Here is a 17,612-nt window from a genome sequence, read left to right as displayed (position 1 = left end):
GAAGCGCCGAATCAGCTCAGGACGGACTTCGCCCGGTCCAGCACTCGGTCCACCAACGCCGAAGCCTCACCGACGTACCCGGCCGGGTCGAGCAACACGGCCATCCGGCCGGCACTCAACGCCCCGGTCAGCTCGGCGCGCCCCAGCAACACCTCGGCCATCGGCTTCCCCGTCACGGCCGCCTCCCGGGACACCTCGCCGAGCAGCTTTTTGGCCGCCGCCCTGCCCAGCACCGGTGCCAGCGCCACATTCAGGCGTTCGCTGACGAGCTCGCCCTGGGTCAGACGGACGTTCGCCCGCATCCGTTCGGGGTACACCCGCAGACCACTCGCCAGTTCCGCCGCGAGATGGGCCGCGCCGCCGGTGAGCCGCAGAGCCTCCCGCCACGGCTGCCATTCCGCATGCCAGGCGCCCGGGGCACGTTCGTCCTCGGCCAGCATCGACTGGGTCAGTACGAGCGCGTGCGCCGGAACCTGCCGGGCGGCCGTGATGATCAAGGTGGCCAGTACCGGGTTGCGCTTCTGCGGCATGGCCGACGACGCTCCCCTGCCCGGCGCCGCGGGCTCGGCGACCTCCGCGATCTCGGTGCGGGACAACGTCTGCACGTCCAGCGCGAACTTCCCGAGCGCACCAGTCACAAAGGACAGCACCGCAGCGAGGTCCGCAAGCGGTGTACGCGCGGCATGCCACGGCAGCACCGGTTCGGCCAGTCCGAGCTCGGCCGCGAACGGCGCCACCAGGTCGATCGCCCCCGCCCCCTGTCCGTCGAGAGCGGCGTACTCGCCATACGCGGCAAGCGTTCCGGCCGCGCCACCGAGTTGCGCGGGCAACGCGACCGCCCGGACCCGCTCCAGGGCGTCGAGAACCAGCTGCAACCAGCCCGCGGCCTTGAGCCCGAACGTGATCGGCACCGCGTGCTGAGCGAGCGTCCGGCCCGCCTGGACAGTCAGCCGGTGTTCCGCGGCCAACGCCGCCATCGCGTGCGCGACCCGTTCCAGATCGGCCGAGATCAGGCCGAGCACACGCCGGGAGATCAGCATGCACGCCGAGTCCAGGATGTCCTGACTGGTCGATCCACGGTGGACGTACTCGGCCGCCGCTGAGTCCACATCGGACACAATAGCGGTGAACGCGGGAACGAACGCCACCACCGGATTGGCCGCCGCCCGAGCCGCACGGGCCAAGGCGACCAGGTCCAACCGGTGGTCACGGACGGCCTCGGTGATCGCCCGCGCCGCCCGCTCCGGCAGCAGGCCGAGCGAGGCCTGGGTCCGCGCCAGCGCGGCCTCCACCTCGGCCATCGCGCGTAGCACGGCCTCGTCGGTCACCTCGGCCTCGGCCGGGCTGCCCGCCCACGTCGGTGCCAGCAGCCCGGCGTCGGTGCCCGGTGCGCTCATTCGACGGTCACCGTCGGGACGTACCGGATCCACTGGCCCCCCGCGGCCTGAAAATCCTGCTCCTTGCCCATGATCTCCTCGGCGTGGTTCCAGGCGAACAGCAGCGCGTACTGCGGGTACGGATCGGCGAACGCGCTCGCGGGCCGGACTGGGATGTGCGAACCGGGCGTCAGCCTGCCCTGCTTGGCCGGTGTGGTGTCGCAGACGAACTCGACCAGATCCGGGCCGATGCCACAGAAGTTCGCCACCGTGGCGCTTTTGGCGGTCGCTCCGTAGGCGACGACACGCTTTCCCTGAGCGCGCAGGTCCTCCAGCAGTGAGCGGAGATCGTCGCGGACGCGGTGCACGTTGTCCGCGAAACGCCTCAACGTGGCCATGTTCGCCAGGCCGGCGGCCTCCTCCTCGGCCAGCAACTCCGCGACGGCCGGGCTGGGCGTGCGGGCACCGGCGCGGGCCAGGGTGTAGCGGACCTCGCCGCCGTGCACCTCAAGCCGTTCCACGTCAACGAGTTCGAAGCCGAAGTGCCGTGCCATCGCGGCGACCGAACGGGCCGAGAACAGGAAGAAGTGCTCGTCGTAGATCTGGTCGAAGGACGTCTTGGCCACGATGTCACCGAGGTACGGGTCCTCGAACACGAACACGCCGCCGGGGCCGAGCAACGCGTCGATCCCGGCGAAGATCGAGTCCACGTAAGGGATGTGGCAGAACGTGTTGGCCGCGTAGATCACGTCGGCCGGGCCGTGTTCCCGGCGGATCTGCACGGCTGTCGACTCCTGGAAGAAGTCGTTGCGGACGCTGACCCCGTTGCTCCTGGCGATCTCGGCCACCCCGCCGGACGGCTCGACGCCCAGGTGGCGCACACCGGCCTGGCCGATCGTGCGCAACATGATCCCGTCGTTGCAGCCGATCTCGACGACGAAGGGGTCCGGGCCGCTCAGCTCGCCCGCCAGCAACCGGCCGGCCAGCCGCTGGAAGTGCTCGCGCATCACCGCCGAGCCGGACGAGTGGTACGGGTAGTCCTGGTGGAACATCGACTCCCTCGGCACCTCCTCGACCAGTTGCACCATGGTGCACTGGGCGCACCGGCCGACAGCGAGCCGGAAGAAGAACTCGGGTTCGCGGTCCGCCGGGTCGCGGAACGCGTCGGACAACGGCTGCCTGCCCAGGTCCAGGAACTCCTCGACCGGACCGGCGCAGACACGGCACATGCTCGAAGTGGTCACGCCATCCAGCGTGACCGGTGAACGCGCGCGCGACAATGACGGATAATTGCTATTCCGGCCGGGTGAATCGAGTGCCTACGGTGGCCGCGGCCCGTTCCCTACGTTTCGTAAGGAAATACCATGACGGCGCGTACCGATACCACCGAAATCACCGCGCGGCGTGGCGTGCCGCGGACCGTCCGGAGTTACGCCAGGCTGGTGAAGTTCCAGTTCGTCCTGGATTTCTACCTGGCGCCGTTGATCGCCTGGACCGCACTGGCCCCGGTGCTCAAAGCCGACGGCGGAACGCTGCTCACGTTGCTGTTCTTCGCACTCGGCCAGGCCGGTGTGCTGTTCGCCGTGATGACGCTGGACGACGTCACCGGGATCAAGGACGGCAGCGACCGCGCCAACTACCTGGACGCGAGCAAGAGCCAGCTTCGGCCGTTGAAGCGCAAGCCGTTGCTGACCGGCGAGCTGACCCCGGCGCAGGCACAGCGGTTCGGCTACCTCAGCCTGGGCTGGGGCGTGGCCTGGTGGGTCGCCGCGATCGCGTACACCGACCACCAGGATGCCTGGGTGCTGCTGGTCACCGGCCTGCTGTTGACGTTGAGCGTGCAGTACTCGTGGGGCCTGAAGCTGAGCTACTACGGGCTCGGCGAGCTCGTCCTGTTGTTCTCGGCGGCGGCGTTCCTGATCGCTCCCTATGGCCTGGCCACCGGGCACCTCCCGGCGCTGGTGCTGGTCGAGGGCCTGCTGTTCGGATTCGGCCAGTTGCTCATCGCGGGTTACTCGAACACGAACGACAAGGACGGCGACGCGGCCGCGGGCCGTCGCACCGTGGCGGTGCTGACTTCGCCCAACGGCAACAAGGTCTTCCTCGGCCTGCTCACCGCGGCCAACATCGGCGTCGTTGTCGTGCCGGCCTTGGCGGGCTGGGTGCCGTGGTGGCTACCGTTCGCGTTGCTGCCCGCCATCGCCTTGCGGCTGCGCCAGTACGTCGGGTTCGTCCACGATGGCCACGCGCTACTGGCTCGCAGCCGTGGTGTCGTTGTGTTCCGTACGACCGTGGTGTGCGTGCTGGCGACCAACGTGCTCCACATCGGGTTCTGACGTCAGCGTTCGAGCGTGGTCATCCAGCTGGCCACCTGCACCCGCGAGGAGCAGTCCAGCTTGCGCATGATCTTGCGCAGGTGGTTCACCGCGGTCCACTCGGCGATGCCGAGCCTGCGCGCCACCTCACGGTTGGTCATGCCGCAGGCGACCAGCTCGGCCACCTCCAGCTCCCGGTCGGTCAACGGGTGCTCATTCCACGACCGCCCTCGGCCTGACCTCCGTTCCAGCGGGGCGAGTGCCTCGGCGACGACCACGTGCACCGGCTGGGCGGCTCCGTCAGCGCGCAACTCGCCGACGGCCTGGTCGCCCAGCCGGGCTCGAACCAGTGACTCGGCTTCAGCGGACGCCGCGCGCAGTGCGGGCGAGGCGGCGTGGCCTGTGGATTCACGCATCGCGGCCGCTGCGCCCAGCGCCCGCATGGCGTGCTCGCAACCCGTACGGTCACGGCCGCCGGCAAGCAACACAGCGAGACGTTCCAACCCCGTCGCATCGACGAAGCTGCCCAACGCCTTGCGGCACAACCGCAGTGCCTCCGCACGGTCTCCCGCTGCGTCCGCGATGTCGGCGAGTACGTACTGAGCCTGGGCGACCCCCCGCCCGTCCTGGTGCCGGGTGAACTCGCGCAACGCGGCCTCGGCCGCCGTTTTCGCCTGCTGCGGGCCGTGCCCGTCCAGCAAGTACTCCGCCAAGTGCAACGACGCCACAGCGTGGTCGACGCCGGACAGCCGGGCCACGCTGGTGCGCAGCAGCCGTCCGGCAGCGGCAAGCGCACCGCTGTGATGCGCGACCACCCCGAGGCCACGTTCGCACCGCGCGACGCCCGCACTGTCGTCGAGCAGACGGTAGCCGGCAGCCGCCTGCGTGTACCGGCGTTCGGCGTTTTCCCGCTGTCCCATGGCAAGCAGCAGGTCACCCAGGACCTCGGCGCCGCGGGACGTCAACCGGGTGGGCGTGGACAGCCACCGCACGCCCTCGCTGAGCCGACCCGCGAGCCAGTGGTCACGCAGGTCTGACGCCAGCCGGATCAGTGCGGAATCGTCACCGGATTCGCGCAGAAAGCTCAGCGCGGCAACGATGTCCGCGTGCCAGCCGTCGAGCAACTCGTGCCATCGCGTCTGTTCCGGGCCACGCAACGCGGTCCGCGCCTGGGCGGCCATGCCCAGGAAGTGCTCGGCGTGGGCGCGGCGAGCGGGCACGTGCGCTTGGCGCCGGACGATGTGGCGGCGAGCGGCGACGGACATCCGGAAGATCAGGTCGCCGTCCTGGCATTCGGTGGTGCTCAACAGGTTCTTGTCGACCAGACCGGCCAGCAGCCGGGGCGCACGGCCGACCGCGCCGGCCGCGGCGGCGTCGAAGTGACCGGTGAACACGGCCAGCCGCTCTAGCGACTGCCGTTCCTCGGTGCCGAGCCGGGCCAGGCTCCACTCCACCGCCGCGGTCATGCTGTGGTGCCGCGACAACGTGACCGAACCGTCGCCCGCCAAGCCATCCGGGTCGTCGTTCAGCTCGGCCAGCAACCGCTGCGGCGACGACAGCTCCATCCTCGCCGCGAGCAGTTCGATCGCCAGCGGCACGCCGTCAGTCCACACGCACAGCTCGGTCACGGCGGCGCGATTGGCGTCGGTGAGGGTGAAATCCGGCCGCACTGCCCTGGTTCGCTCAACGAAGAGCCGTACGGCCGGAACGCGCTCCAACGCGGTCAGATCGGTTGCCTTGGCCACGTCCGGCAGTTGCAGAGGCGCCAACCGGACCACGGCCTCGCCGTAGACGCCGAGCCGCGCCGGTGCGGCCACCAGCACCGTCAGCTTCGGGTGTGCCGTGACCAGCGCGGCCAACGTCTCCGTGTGGTGGTCCTCGCACCCGTCCAGTGCGAGCAGGAAGTGCCGGTCGCGCGGCACGTCCACGCCGTCGAGGTCCGTGCCGGTCAGGTCCAGGAACGCGGCACCGCCGGTGAACCGGCCGCGGACCTCGTCGAACAAGGCCGTCACCAGCCTGCTCTTGCCGACACCGACCTGCCCGGTGACGGTGATCAGCCGCACGTCCCGGCCGAGCAGCCGTGCGCGCAGCGCCGTCAGCTCCGCGTCCCGGCCCACCAGCGGCACCGGCGCGTTGATCGTGCCTGTCGCTGTCGTGCGCACCTACGCCTCCCCCTTCCCAGGACTTCGAGGCTCGTGTCACCGACGGTATCCGCCAGTTGTCGACCCGCCGTCGAAAGCGCGTAGTGGGGGGAAAGCGCGGTCACGCCTCGATGTCGACTCCCATCTCGGCGGCGATCCGTGCGGCCTCTTCCAGCAGCGTCTCCACGATCTGCGACTCCGGCACGGTCTTGATCACCTTGCCCTTGACGAAGATCTGTCCCTTGCCGTTGCCGGACGCGACACCCAGGTCGGCCTCGCGCGCCTCCCCCGGCCCGTTGACCACGCAGCCCATCACGGCGACCCGCAGCGGCACCGGGAAGCCCTCCAGTGCCGCGCTGACCCGCTCGGCCAGGGTGTGCACGTCGACCTGGGCGCGGCCGCAGGACGGGCAGGACACGATGTCCAGCCCACGGGGCCGCAGGCCCAGCGACTCCAGGATCTGGTTGCCGACCTTGACCTCCTCGACCGGCGGCGCGGACAGCGACACCCGGATCGTGTCGCCGATGCCCTCGGCCAGCAGCGCGCCGAACGCGACCGCGGACTTGATCGTGCCCTGGAACTGCGGGCCCGCCTCGGTCACACCGAGGTGCAACGGGTAGTCACACTGCGCGGCGAGTTGCCGGTACGCCTCGATCATCACCACCGGGTCGTGGTGTTTGACCGAGATCTTGATGTCCTGGAAGTGGTGCTCCTCGAACAGCGAGCACTCCCACAACGCCGACTCGACCAGTGCTTCCGGCGTGACGCCGCCGTGCTTGCGCAGCAGCCGCGGGTCGAGCGAGCCCGCGTTCACGCCGATCCGGATCGGTACACCGGCATCCGAGGCGGCCCTTGCGATCGCGCCCACCTGATCGTCGAACTTCCGGATATTGCCGGGATTCACGCGCACGGCCGCACACCCCGCGTCGATCGCGGCGAAGACGTACTTCGGCTGGAAGTGGATGTCGGCGATCACCGGGATCTGCGACTTGCGCGCGATCACCGGCAACGCCTCGGCGTCGTCCGCCGACGGCACCGCCACCCGCACGATCTGGCAGCCCGACGCGGTGAGCTCGGCGATCTGCTGCAACGTGGCGTTGACGTCGGCGGTCGGTGTGGTGGTCATCGACTGCACCGAAACGGGCGCGTCCCCGCCCACGGGCACCGGACCGACCATGATCCGGCGGGACTTCCGGCGGGTGGCGACCGAGAGCGGCGGCGGCTCCTCCACCCGCGGTTTCGGCATACCCAACGCGACGGTCGTCACCACATGCTCCCTTCGGCGTCCAGTTCGGCGTGCTGTGGCCCGGCGCCCAGTTCGGCGACGAACTCCACGACGGACCTGGAGATCTCCTGTGCGGTCAGGCCACACGCGGCGAGTACTTCGGCGCGCGAACCATGGCCGAGGAACCGGCGTGGGATCCCGAACTCCCGCAGCGGCGTGCTCACCCGGGCGTCCCGCAGCGTCTGTGCGATGGCGGAGCCCACGCCGCCGGTGCGGCTGTTGTCCTCGATGGTGATCGTGAGGCGGTGCCGACGGGCCATGTCCGCCAACGCCGGATTGACCGGCGTGACCCATCGCGGGTCGACCACGGTCACGCCTATGCCTTGCGCCCGTACGCCGTCGGCGACGGTGAGCGCCAGCCCGGCGAGCGCGCCGACCGCGACGATCAGCACGTCCAGCGAGCCCGTTCGGCGCAGCACGTCCATGCCGCCGAACCTGGCCACGGCCGGGATGTCGTCGCCGGCCGCGCCTTTGGGGAAGCGCAGCAGCGTCGGCCCTTCCGACCACGCCACCGCCTCCCGCAGCAGTTCGGCCAGCCGGGCGCCGTCGCGCGGGGCAGCGATCCGCAGGCCCGGAACCACCTGCAGCACCGAGAGATCCCACATGCCGTTGTGGGACGGTCCGTCGTCGCCGGTCACGCCGGAACGGTCGAGGACGAACGTCACCGGGCGCTTGTGCAGCGCCACGTCCATCAACAACTGGTCCAGCGCACGGTTGACGAAGGTGGCGTAAATCGCCACGACCGGGTGCACGCCGCCCATGGACAGCCCGGCGGCCATGGTGACCGCGTGCTGCTCGGCGATACCGACGTCGATCACGCGGTCCGGGTACTGCTTCCGCAACGGCAGCAGACCGGTCGGCTCGGTCATCGCGGCGGTGATGGCGACCAGGTCGGGGCGTTCCTCGGCCAGTTCGACGAGCGTCGAGCCGAACACCGACGTGAACGACGGGACCGACGTGCCCAGCGGCCGTCCGGTACGCGGGTCCATCGGCTTGATCGCGTGCCCGAGGTCCAGTTCGTTGTTCTCGGTGTGCTCGAAACCCTTGCCCTTCTCGGTGATCACGTGCACGACCACCGGCTTGGCCAGTGCCCGCGCGGCACGCAGCGCGTCCTGCACGGCCTGGATGTCGTGGCCGTCTACCGGGCCGAGGTAGTCCAGGCCGAAGCCGCTGAACACGTCCGTGCCGCGGCCCGCCCGCAGGTCGGCCAGGTGCTCGGCCCATCCGCCGACGGTCGGCGCGTAGGACCGTTCGTTGTCGTTGAGCACGATGATCAGCGGCCGGTCGGGGCCGCCCGCGATGTTGTTCAACGCCTCCCACGCCATGCCACCGGTCATCGCGCCGTCGCCGATGATGGCGACCACCGCGCGGTCCGTGCGGCCGAGGTAGGCGTCCGCACGGGCCAGGCCGTCCGCATAGGACAGTGCGGTCGAGGCGTGTGAGTTCTCCACCAGGTCGTGCTCGGACTCCGCCGGGTTCGGGTAGCCGGACAGGCCGCCGGACTTGCGCAGCCGGTCGAACCCGGCCTGCCTGCCGGTGAGGATCTTGTGCACGTACGACTGGTGCCCGGTGTCCCACAACAGCCGGTCACGGGGCGAGTCGAACACGGCGTGCAGCGCGATGGTCAGCTCGACGACGCCCAGGTTGGGGCCGAGGTGGCCGCCCGACGCGGCCACCCGCTCGATCAGGAAGGCCCGGATCTCCCCGGCCAGGGTGGTCAGCTCGTCGATGGTCAGCTCGCGCAGCCGCGCGGGCCCGCTCACGGTTTCCAGCAATGCCATCCGTCGGTGCTCCTCACCGGTCGCGGTAGGCGACCTCGGCCGCCATGTCGGTCAGCTCGTCCCGCCACCCGGCGGGCAGATCGGCCCGGCCGATCGCGGCGCGGGCCCGCCGCACCAGGTCGTCGATGCGGCGCTCGATCTCGTCCTGGGCGCCGACGGCCAGCAGCCGCCCGCGGATCGCCTCGACGTCCCAGTCCCGCTCGGCGACCAGGGCGCGCAGCCGGTCGTCCCGGCCGCAGGCCATGGCCAGCAGCAGGGTCATCTTGTGCTGGGCCAGGTCCGAGCCGACCGGCTTGCCGGTCGCGGTGCTGTCGCCGAAGGTGTCGATCAGGTCGTCCCGCAGCTGGAAGGCCTCCCCCAGTGCCTCGCCGTACTCGGCGAACCCGCCTGCCAGCTCCGGCCGCCCGGCGATCGCCGCGCCCAGCAGCAACGGCCGGTGGATGCTGTACCGGCCGGACTTGCAGACCGCGACCCACCGGGAGAGCTGCGAGTCCACGACGCACTCGGCGGCCACCGCCATGTCGAGGTACTGGCCGACCTGGATCTCGGTCAGCATGTCGTCCCACACCGGCCGGGCCGCGGGCGGCAGCGCCGCGGTGAGCCGACCGGCGTAGACCATGGCCAGGTCGCCGGCCAGGATCGCGGTGCCCTCGCCGAAGCGGCGTGATTCGCCGAGCCAGCCCTTGGCGGCGTGCGCGGCGGCGTGCTTGGTGTGCGCGGTCGGCGTGCCACGGCGCAACGGCGAGTCGTCGAGGACGTCGTCGTGCAGCAGTGCGGCGGCGTGCACCAGTTCCACCGCCGCCGCGGCGTCCAGCACGATCCCGGTCAGCGCTTCCGGCCCGCCCGCAGCGAGGAAACCGCTGACACAGAAGGCGGGACGCCACCTCTTGCCGCCGGCCGCGACCAGATCGGCCACCGCGTCCACCGGCACGAGACAGCGGTGGTCCACCTCGGCCCATCGGGCGCGCTCCTGCGTGAGGAACCCGCTGAGCCTGGTCTCGATGGCGGCCATCAGCTCGAGCCGAGCCGGCCTGGCCGCCTGTGTTCGGGTCTGCTCTGGTGTCTGGTTGAGCATGTCCGTCCCTTTCCCGGTCAATCCCCTGGTCACTCCGCCGCGGCCGTCAGCCGTGCGGGTGGGGAGAAGACGATGTCCTCGACCGCCACCCGCTCGAGCTCGACGTCCGCGTAACCCAGCTCGGCCAGCCGGTCCAGCAACTGTTCGACGAGGATCTCCGGCGCGCTCGCGCCCGCGCTCAGCGCGACGACACGGACCCCGGCCAGCCAGGCCGGGTCGAACTCGGTCACGTCGGGCACCAGGTACGCGGCCGTGCCCAGGCGCCGGGCCACCTCGACCATCCGGATCGAGTTGCTCGAGTTGCGTGAGCCGACCACCAGGACCAGATCGCTGCGCGGCACCACGGCCCGGATGCCGTCCTGGCGGTTCTGGCTGGCGTAGCAGATGTCGTCGGTGCCGGGCCCGCGCAGGTCGGAGAACCGGCGGCGGAGCACCGCGATGATGTCCTTGGTCTCGTCCACCGAGAGCGTGGTCTGGGTGAGGAACGCCAGCGGCGCGTCCGCCGGCAGGTCCAGCGCCTCGGCGTCCTCGACCGTCTGCACGATCACCGTCTGGTCCGGCGCGTGCCCGAAGGTGCCTTCGACCTCCTCGTGCCCGGCGTGCCCGACCAACAGCAACGTCCGCCCGTCCCGGGCGAACCGGCGGGCTTCCTGGTGCACTTTGGACACCAGCGGGCACGTCGCGTCGAGCACGTCGAGCCGGCGCGCGGCGGCGTTCTCGCGCACCTGCGGCGAGACGCCGTGTGCCGAGAACACGCACACGGCGCCTTCCGGCACCTCCTGCTCGGAGTCCACGAACCGGACACCACGCCGTTCGAACTGCCGCACCACGTAGTGGTTGTGCACGATCTCCTTGCGGACGTAGATCGGCGCGCCGTGCCGTTCGAGCGCGAGGTCGATGATGGCTATCGCCCGGCGCACGCCTGCGCAGAAACTACGCGGCTCGACCAGGATGACCTTTTTCGGGGAATCCATTTCGCTCCACTTTCGTGCGACGTCACCATCGAATGTGACCTGTTTCGAATGTGGCACCGCACGGCTTGTGGCGTCAACGAATTGAATTTGTCATGCCGGGTGACAGGGTCTTGCTATTCCGCCGCCGCGTGCGGTTGAGGAACCACCAGGCGACGGCGAGGTTGACCGCGACACCGAACCAGCCCGACCATTCCTTGATGACCTGGAAATCCACGGCGAACCAGGGAAGGTGCTCGGCCATCAGCCCGAACACCCGGCCCCACACGATGTGCAGCGCGAGCGCGAAGCTGTAGACCATCCACCGGCGGTGGTCGGCGAACCGGCGGCGCCGGGCGGCGGCGAATCCGGCGGCGGTGGTACCCAGCCACAGCAAGGATGACAAGGTGTTGCCAATCAGGCCAACGGGTTGGCCGTCGAACGCGGCCGGGACGACCACGAGCGCGAGCAGCGCGCTGGGGATCGCGCCGGCGAAGACGTAGAGCCGTCCGCTGAACCGGTGCACGGCCGGGTGCCTGCGGCGCAGCCACGGCCACAACTGCAGGCACACGGTCAGGAACGTGATGGTTCCGGTGGCGATGTGCAACACCAGCGCGAGGTAGTGCGGCGGATAGCCGGGATGCAGGGGAATCGGCACCTGGTCCGGGTCGAAGCTCAGATAGGGCGGCAGCGTGTACCACAGGAAAGCGGCGACCAGCAGCACCAGCGGTATCAACCAAGGCCGTCGCCACCAGGACACGTCACGCCCGCGCCCGCGCGGTGCGGGCCGCGCGGCGACGCGGGCCGGAGTGTCCATTTCAGACGGGAATGCCATGCCGGGGATCCTCTCGACAGGTGGCTGCACTGAGTGATTCGGGCACCACCCACCGTTACCCAGCGGTCCGACCGGCCGCAACCAACCCGCGCGGAGATCTGTCAGGTCCGGCCTGCCCGGTCCATCACATCGTCCACAGAGGACAAAGCGGCGGCCGGGGAGAGCCGGGATCCGCGCTCGTACTCGATGGCGAAGTCCTCCTCCCCCAACGTTTCGCGGGTCCGGCCGGTGATCCGGTCGATGTCCGCGCGTTCGGCCGGTGGCAACGGCGCACCGGCGCCCTGCCTGGCCGCGCCTGCCGCGCCGAGCAACCGCGCGGCGCTCCTGGCTTCACCTGCGAGCGAAAGCGCACCGGCGATGCCCTCGACGGCGAGCGCGAGCGCTCTCGGATCACCGGTGTCCTTCGCCGCGGCGAATCCAGCGCGGTGCAGCTCCAGCGCCGCGTTCACGTCACCACGGGCCTCGGCGATGAACCCGCGTTCGGCGCAGACCAGTGCGACTCCGGGACTCCACCCGATCTCGCGGTACCACCCGAGCCAGCCGTCCAGGTGCTCTTCGGCCCGCTCCAGCGATCCCTGCCTGCGTGCCGCGAGGGCGAGGCCGATCTGCGCGAACTGCTCGCCGAACCTGTCCGACTGCTCGGCCGCGAGCCGGCGGGCCCGTTCGTGGAACTCGTCCGCCCGCGGATAATCACCGGACAGCAACGCTATCCGGCCCAGCTGGGCGAGCTTGTACGACACGTCCGGCCACAGCCCGAGCTCCTCGGCGACACGCAGCCCGTCGCGGTGCAGGCGAGCCGCCCGGGGATAGTCACCGGTGATCTGCGCGACCTCGCCGAGCACGTCCATCGCCTGCATCCGGCCCCAGTCGTCGCCCAGTTCGCTGAAGATGGCCATGGCTCGTTCGGCGTCGTCGGCCGCCATGCCGAGATCACTGCGTGCCAACGCGTTCCACGCTCGTGTGGTCAGCGTGGCCGCCGTGCCCCACCGGTCGGCGTTGCCCCGGAACACCGCGAGGATTCGCTTCACCGACTCGTCGCCGACCGCCGCGCCTCCGAACCCGATCCGGGCGAAGCCGAGGAACCACTCAGCCCGGGCGCGCCGAACAGGGTCCTCGATACGCTGGCACAGCTCGTGTTCCGAGAACGGCTCGGCTGCTTCACGGGTGAGGATTTCGCCTCCCGCCAGCCATATCCGCGCCATGGCCCGTGCCGCCTCCGGTGCCGGGCCGTCGACGCCGAGCGCCCGCTCCAGCGCTCGCCGCGCCGCACCCCAGCGCCCGCGTAGATATCGGTACCAGGCCGTGGCGTTCACAAGCCGGAGCGCCGCATGGGCGTCACCCTGCCGGACCGCGCCGTCCAACGCCGCGTGCAGGTTCCCGGTCTCGGCGTCCAGCCGCCGCAGCCACTGCCGCTGGCCATGGCTTCGCAGGTGCGGTTCGGCCTGCTCGGCGAAAGCCGTGAAGTACTCGTAATGCGCCCGTTGCACGGGATCGAACTCGCCGGACTCCGCCAGCCGCTCCATCGCGTACGCCGCCACGGACTCCAGCAGCCGGTAGCGAGGCCCGTCCGCGCTGTCCCGCCCGTCGGTGACCACAAGGGACCGATCGACCAGTCTGGCAAGCAGGTCAAGGACTTCCGGGCCAGCCGGGCCAGCCGATCCGCCCGCGCACACCGCCTCGACGGCCGCGAGCGTGCACCCACCCGAGTGGATGGCCAAGCGGCGCAACAACACCCGCTCGGCGGGGGTGAGCAGCTCCCAGCTCCAGTCGATCATTCCGCGCAGCGTCTGCTGCCGGGCCGGCGCACCGCGATGACCGGCGGCGAGCACGTGGAACCGGTCGTCGAGCCGCTCAGCGAGCTGGTGCACGCCCAACGTCCGTACCCTTGTCGCCGCCAGCTCCAACGCCAGCGGCAGACCGTCCAACCGGGCACAGATGACCGCGATCGCCTCGGCGTTGTCGCGATCGAGGACGAACCCCGGCGCGGTGGCGGCGGCTCTGGCCACGAACAGCCGCACCGAACTGGCCGTGGCCAGCTTCTCGACATCCGGTTCGGCGGGCAACTCCAACGGCGGCACCACCCACAACCGCTCACCGTCCACACCGAGCGGTTGCCGGCTGGTGGCCAGGATCGTCAGCCCGGGAGCGGACAGCAGCAGCGTCTCGACCAACCGGGCGACCTGGTCGACCACCTGTTCGCAGTTGTCCAGCACAAGCAGCATCCGCTTGTGCCGCAACGCCCCGGCCAGGCGCTCGGCCAACGGTTCCGCCGCCGGGCCGGCGGACGACGGGGAATCCGTGCGCGGGGCGAAGCCGGAGATCGCGCCGTCCCGGACGCCCAACGCGGTGGCGATCACCTCGGCGGGACCGGCCAATGCGTCCAGCTCGGCGAGCCACACGCCATCCGCGAAGGACTTCGTCAGGTCGGACGCGGTGCTGAGCGCCAGCCGGGTCTTCCCGACGCCCCCCGGACCGGTGAGCGTGACCAGCCGAGCCGATCGGACCAGGTCGCCCACCTCGGCCACGGCTTCGTCCCGGCCGATCAGGTCCGACAGCGCCGCGGGCAGGTTGCCGCTCGGCCGGGCGGCTGAGGTGACCGGGGCGGGCGCGACCGTCAGCGCCGGGTCCTGACGCAGGATCGCCTGGTGCAAAGCGGCCAGCTCAGGGCTGGGATCGATGCCGAGCTCGCCGGCCAGCCGCCGCCGGAGGTCCTCGAAGCTCGCCAGCGCGTCGCCCGCCCTGCCCGCTCCGTACAACGAACGCATGTACGCTGCCCGCAGCCGCTCGCGAAGGGGGTGCTGTTCGATCACGTCGGCGAGCTCACCTGCGAGAAGGCTGTGCTCGCCCAGTGCCAGGCGTGCCTCGGCCTGCTCCTCCACGGCGGTGATGCGCAGCTCGGTCAGCGAGACGATGGCCGGCCTGGTGAACTGCTCATCGGCGAAGTCGGCGTACGCGGCGCCCCGCCACAACGCCAACGCCTCCGCCAGCACCCCGGCGCGGTTGCGCGGGTCGTCCAGCGCCCGTGCCCGCGTGACGAGCTGCTGGAACTGCTGCGCGTCCGTCTCGGCGCCGTCTGACCCGACTTTGACCAGGTAGCCGGGTGCGCGGTGGACGACAAGCGACCGGGCGTCCGGCTCGGCCGCGGCCAGCGCGCGCCGCAACTGGGAGACCTTGCTGCGCAGCACCCCACCGGGTTTGCCGGGCGGATCGGCGCCCCAGAGGTCCTCGACCAGCTGGTCGGCCGACACGGGCTGACCAGCGCGCACCAGCAGCGCGGCGAGCAGCCCGCGCACCTTCAGCTCGGGTACCCGTACCGGTCTGCCATCCGCGGTCCACACCTCCAGCGGACCGAGCACCCCGAAACGCATGCGCTCACGGTAACCCACCCCTAGGGGACAAAACGGTCACCACAACGCGACCACAACAGAACCGGAACGCACCCCGTGCACTGTGAGGTCACGACCGGAAGGCAGCCGAGAGAAAGGAGCGCGGCGCTGTGACAACCGTGGCCGCCGACGGCCGCCCTGGCGAGCCGTCCGAGCACCTGCCGGCCGACCGGATCCGGCTGGCCGTGATCATCGGCAGCACCCGCGAAGGCCGGTTCGGCCCGACCGTGGCCCGCTGGTTCGCCGGGCGCGCCGGCCGGCACGACGACATCGACCTGGACGTCATCGACCTCGGTGAGGCGTGGCTGCCCGACGTGCTGAGCGTGGACGGCCACGAACCCGACGGCCACCGTCCCCAGCCCGTCCGCAGTCTCGCCCGGTGGCTGTCCGCCGCGGACGCGTTCGTGATCGTCACCCCCGAGTACAACCACAGCTTTCCCGGTTCGCTGAAGACGGCGATCGACTGGTTCCGTGCGGAGTGGCAGGCCAAGCCGGTGGGTTTCGTCTCCTACGGCGGCCTGGCGGGCGGGCTTCGTGCGGTGGAACAGCTGCGGCTGGTCTTCGCCGAACTGGACGCGGTCACCATCCGCGAGACGGTCAGCTTCCACAACCACACCGAACGATTCGGCGAAGACGGCAGGCCCCGTGACAGCGCGGCCGAGGACAAGGCGGCCGACGTGCTGCTGGCCCGGCTCGGGTGGTGGGCGAGAGCCCTGCGCGCCCACCGGTCCAGACACCCGTACGGACGCTGAACCCTCCTCGTCATCCGAAGAAAGGACATTCCCATGCCGACCAACGAGGCCGTTCAGCCCGGTCTGCGGGCCGGGCCGAAGGAGTGGCTCGGTCTCGCCGTGCTCACCCTGCCGCTGCTCGTGCTCGCCCTCGACGTCAGCGTGCTGTTCCTGGCCGCGCCGCACCTCGGCGCGGATCTGCGGCCCAGCAGCACGGAACTGTTGTGGATCCTGGACATCTACGGCTTCCTGATCGCCGGGTTCCTGGTCACCATGGGTACCCTCGGCGACCGGATCGGGCGCCGCAAACTGCTGGTGATCGGTGCGATCGCGTTCGCACTGGCGTCAGTGCTCGCGGCGTACTCCACCTCGCCGCTGATGCTCATCATCGCCCGTGCGGCGCTCGGTGTCGCCGGTGCGACGCTGATGCCGTCCACGCTCGCGTTGATCAGCAACATGTTCAAGGACCCCAGGCAACGAGGCCTGGCCATCGGCATCTGGATGACGACGTTCTCGGCGGGCATCTCGATCGGCCCGATCGTCGGTGGCGCGCTGCTGGAGAACTTCTGGTGGGGTTCGGTGTTCCTGATCGCCGTCCCGGTGATGGTGCTGCTGGTGGTGCTGGCGCCGATCCTGCTGCCGGAGTACCGCGACCCGGACGGCGGCAAACTGGACCTGCTGAGCGTGGTGCTGTCGCTGGCGACCATCCTGCCGGTCATCTACGGCCTGAAGGAGATCGCGGCCGGGCACGGGTCCTGGCTGCCGTGGGTGGCGATCGTGGCCGGTCTCGTGCTCGGCTACGTGTTCGCCCGCAGGCAGAAGCGCCTGACCCACCCGATGATCGACCTGAAGCTGTTCAGGATCCGGGCGTTCACCGCCGCGCTCGCCTTGCTGCTGCTGGGAATCACCGCGATCAACGGCGTGAACTTCCTCTACCCGCAGTTCCTCCAGTCGGTGCGGGAACTGTCGCCGATGACGGCCGGGCTGTGGATGATCCCGATCGCGCTGGCGGCGGTGCTGGGATCGCTGATCGCCCCGTTCCTGGCCCGCAAGGTGCGCCCGGCCTACGTGATCGCGGGCGGCGCGGTGATCTCGGTCGTCGGTTTTGTCCTGATCACCCAGGTGGACGCGGTGTCGGGAATCGGTCTGCTGATCGTGGCGGGCGTCGTGACCATCACGGGCCTGAGCCCCATGGGCGTGCTCACCACCGACATGGTGGTCGGCACCGCGCCGGGTGAGAAAGCCGGTGCGGCGGCGGCGCTGTCCGAGACCAGCGGCGAACTCGGCGTCGGCCTGGGCGTCGCGGTGATGGGCACGATCGCCACGGCCGTCTACCGCTCGGAGATCGAATCGACGACACCGGCCGGACTGCCCACGCAGGCGGCGGAAGCAGGCAGGGAAAGCCTGAACGGTGCCGTGGCGGCGGCCCAGAACCTGCCGCCCGAGCAGGCCACCGCGCTGCTGGAACCGGCCAGGGAAGCGTTCACCAGCGGCCTGAACATCGCGGGCCTGGTCGGCGCGGTGCTCATGGCGGCACTCGCCGTCGTTTCGGTCAGCCTCCTGCGGCACCTTCCCCCCGTGGGTGCCGAGGAGTCACCGGCGGAGTCCGAGGAGGACACCTCCGCCCTGCGAGGGCAACAGGCAGGTACCCCCAGCTGACCTTTGCCCTCGCCTCCCGCGGGATGCCTGGCCCGGAACCCTTCCGGACCAGGCATCCCGCCCTTTGCGCGCCGTGTC

At 70.5% G+C, this 17,612-nt stretch carries 12 protein-coding genes; 3 read left to right on the top strand and 9 right to left on the bottom strand.

The window, feature by feature from the left end; all coding sequences use genetic code 11:
- Positions 1–11 precede the first annotated feature (11 nt).
- Both GC106_RS02245 and GC106_RS02240 read right to left on the bottom strand, forming a co-directional pair.
- On the bottom strand, positions 12–1,397 hold the full coding sequence (locus tag GC106_RS02245; RefSeq protein WP_173123756.1) for a class-II fumarase/aspartase family protein: 1,386 nt from the start codon (positions 1,395–1,397) through the stop codon (positions 12–14).
- On the bottom strand, positions 1,394–2,605 hold the full coding sequence (locus GC106_RS02240; RefSeq protein WP_173124654.1) for a methyltransferase domain-containing protein: 1,212 nt from the start codon (positions 2,603–2,605) through the stop codon (positions 1,394–1,396). Before GC106_RS02240 ends, GC106_RS02245 begins: the two co-directional genes overlap by 4 nt.
- A 135-nt stretch (positions 2,606–2,740) precedes the next feature.
- Here GC106_RS02240 and GC106_RS02235 point away from each other — a divergent pair, with 135 nt between their 5' ends.
- Positions 2,741–3,712 (top strand): UbiA family prenyltransferase, encoded by a 972-nt coding sequence (locus tag GC106_RS02235; protein ID WP_173123754.1) that lies wholly within the window; start codon positions 2,741–2,743, stop codon positions 3,710–3,712.
- Positions 3,713–3,714: 2 nt separating this feature from the next.
- Here the strand turns inward: GC106_RS02235 and GC106_RS02230 are convergent, their stop codons facing one another.
- The 7 genes from GC106_RS02230 to GC106_RS02200 all read right to left on the bottom strand — a co-directional run bounded on the left by GC106_RS02230 (position 3,715) and on the right by GC106_RS02200 (position 15,126).
- Complete coding sequence (locus GC106_RS02230) at positions 3,715–5,853, bottom strand: ATP-binding protein (protein WP_173123752.1); 2,139 nt, start codon at positions 5,851–5,853, stop codon at positions 3,715–3,717.
- Positions 5,854–5,953: 100 nt separating this feature from the next.
- Entirely contained in the window at positions 5,954–7,078 is a 1,125-nt protein-coding gene (gene ispG, locus GC106_RS02225; protein ID WP_173124653.1) for a flavodoxin-dependent (E)-4-hydroxy-3-methylbut-2-enyl-diphosphate synthase, read from the bottom strand.
- Between the two features lie 17 nt (positions 7,079–7,095).
- Positions 7,096–8,898 carry a 1-deoxy-D-xylulose-5-phosphate synthase gene (locus GC106_RS02220; protein ID WP_173123750.1) on the bottom strand — a complete coding sequence of 601 codons (1,803 nt, stop codon included), beginning with the start codon at positions 8,896–8,898 and terminating at the stop codon, positions 7,096–7,098.
- Between the two features lie 13 nt (positions 8,899–8,911).
- Positions 8,912–9,973, bottom strand: a complete 1,062-nt coding sequence (locus GC106_RS02215; protein ID WP_173123748.1) for a polyprenyl synthetase family protein — start codon at positions 9,971–9,973, stop codon at positions 8,912–8,914.
- A gap of 29 nt (positions 9,974–10,002) precedes the next feature.
- Positions 10,003–10,947, bottom strand: a complete 945-nt coding sequence (ispH, locus tag GC106_RS02210; RefSeq protein WP_173123746.1) for a 4-hydroxy-3-methylbut-2-enyl diphosphate reductase — start codon at positions 10,945–10,947, stop codon at positions 10,003–10,005.
- Positions 10,948–11,020: 73 nt separating this feature from the next.
- Positions 11,021–11,758: a DUF2306 domain-containing protein gene (locus GC106_RS02205; protein ID WP_217279926.1), complete on the bottom strand. Its 738-nt coding sequence runs from the start codon at positions 11,756–11,758 to the stop codon at positions 11,021–11,023.
- A gap of 101 nt (positions 11,759–11,859) precedes the next feature.
- Positions 11,860–15,126, bottom strand: a complete 3,267-nt coding sequence (locus GC106_RS02200; RefSeq protein WP_173123744.1) for an AfsR/SARP family transcriptional regulator — start codon at positions 15,124–15,126, stop codon at positions 11,860–11,862.
- Between the two features lie 137 nt (positions 15,127–15,263).
- Here GC106_RS02200 and GC106_RS02195 point away from each other — a divergent pair, with 137 nt between their 5' ends.
- Positions 15,264–15,896: an NADPH-dependent FMN reductase gene (locus tag GC106_RS02195; RefSeq protein ID WP_312872415.1), complete on the top strand. Its 633-nt coding sequence runs from the start codon at positions 15,264–15,266 to the stop codon at positions 15,894–15,896.
- A gap of 33 nt (positions 15,897–15,929) precedes the next feature.
- On the top strand, positions 15,930–17,534 hold the full coding sequence (locus tag GC106_RS02190) for an MFS transporter (RefSeq protein WP_173123742.1): 1,605 nt from the start codon (positions 15,930–15,932) through the stop codon (positions 17,532–17,534).
- Positions 17,535–17,612 lie beyond the last annotated feature (78 nt).

The sequence above is a fragment of the Kibdelosporangium persicum genome, assembly GCF_013280595.1.
GTDB lineage: Bacteria > Actinomycetota > Actinomycetes > Mycobacteriales > Pseudonocardiaceae > Kibdelosporangium > Kibdelosporangium persicum.
This window is presented reverse-complemented; position numbering and strand designations above follow the sequence as displayed.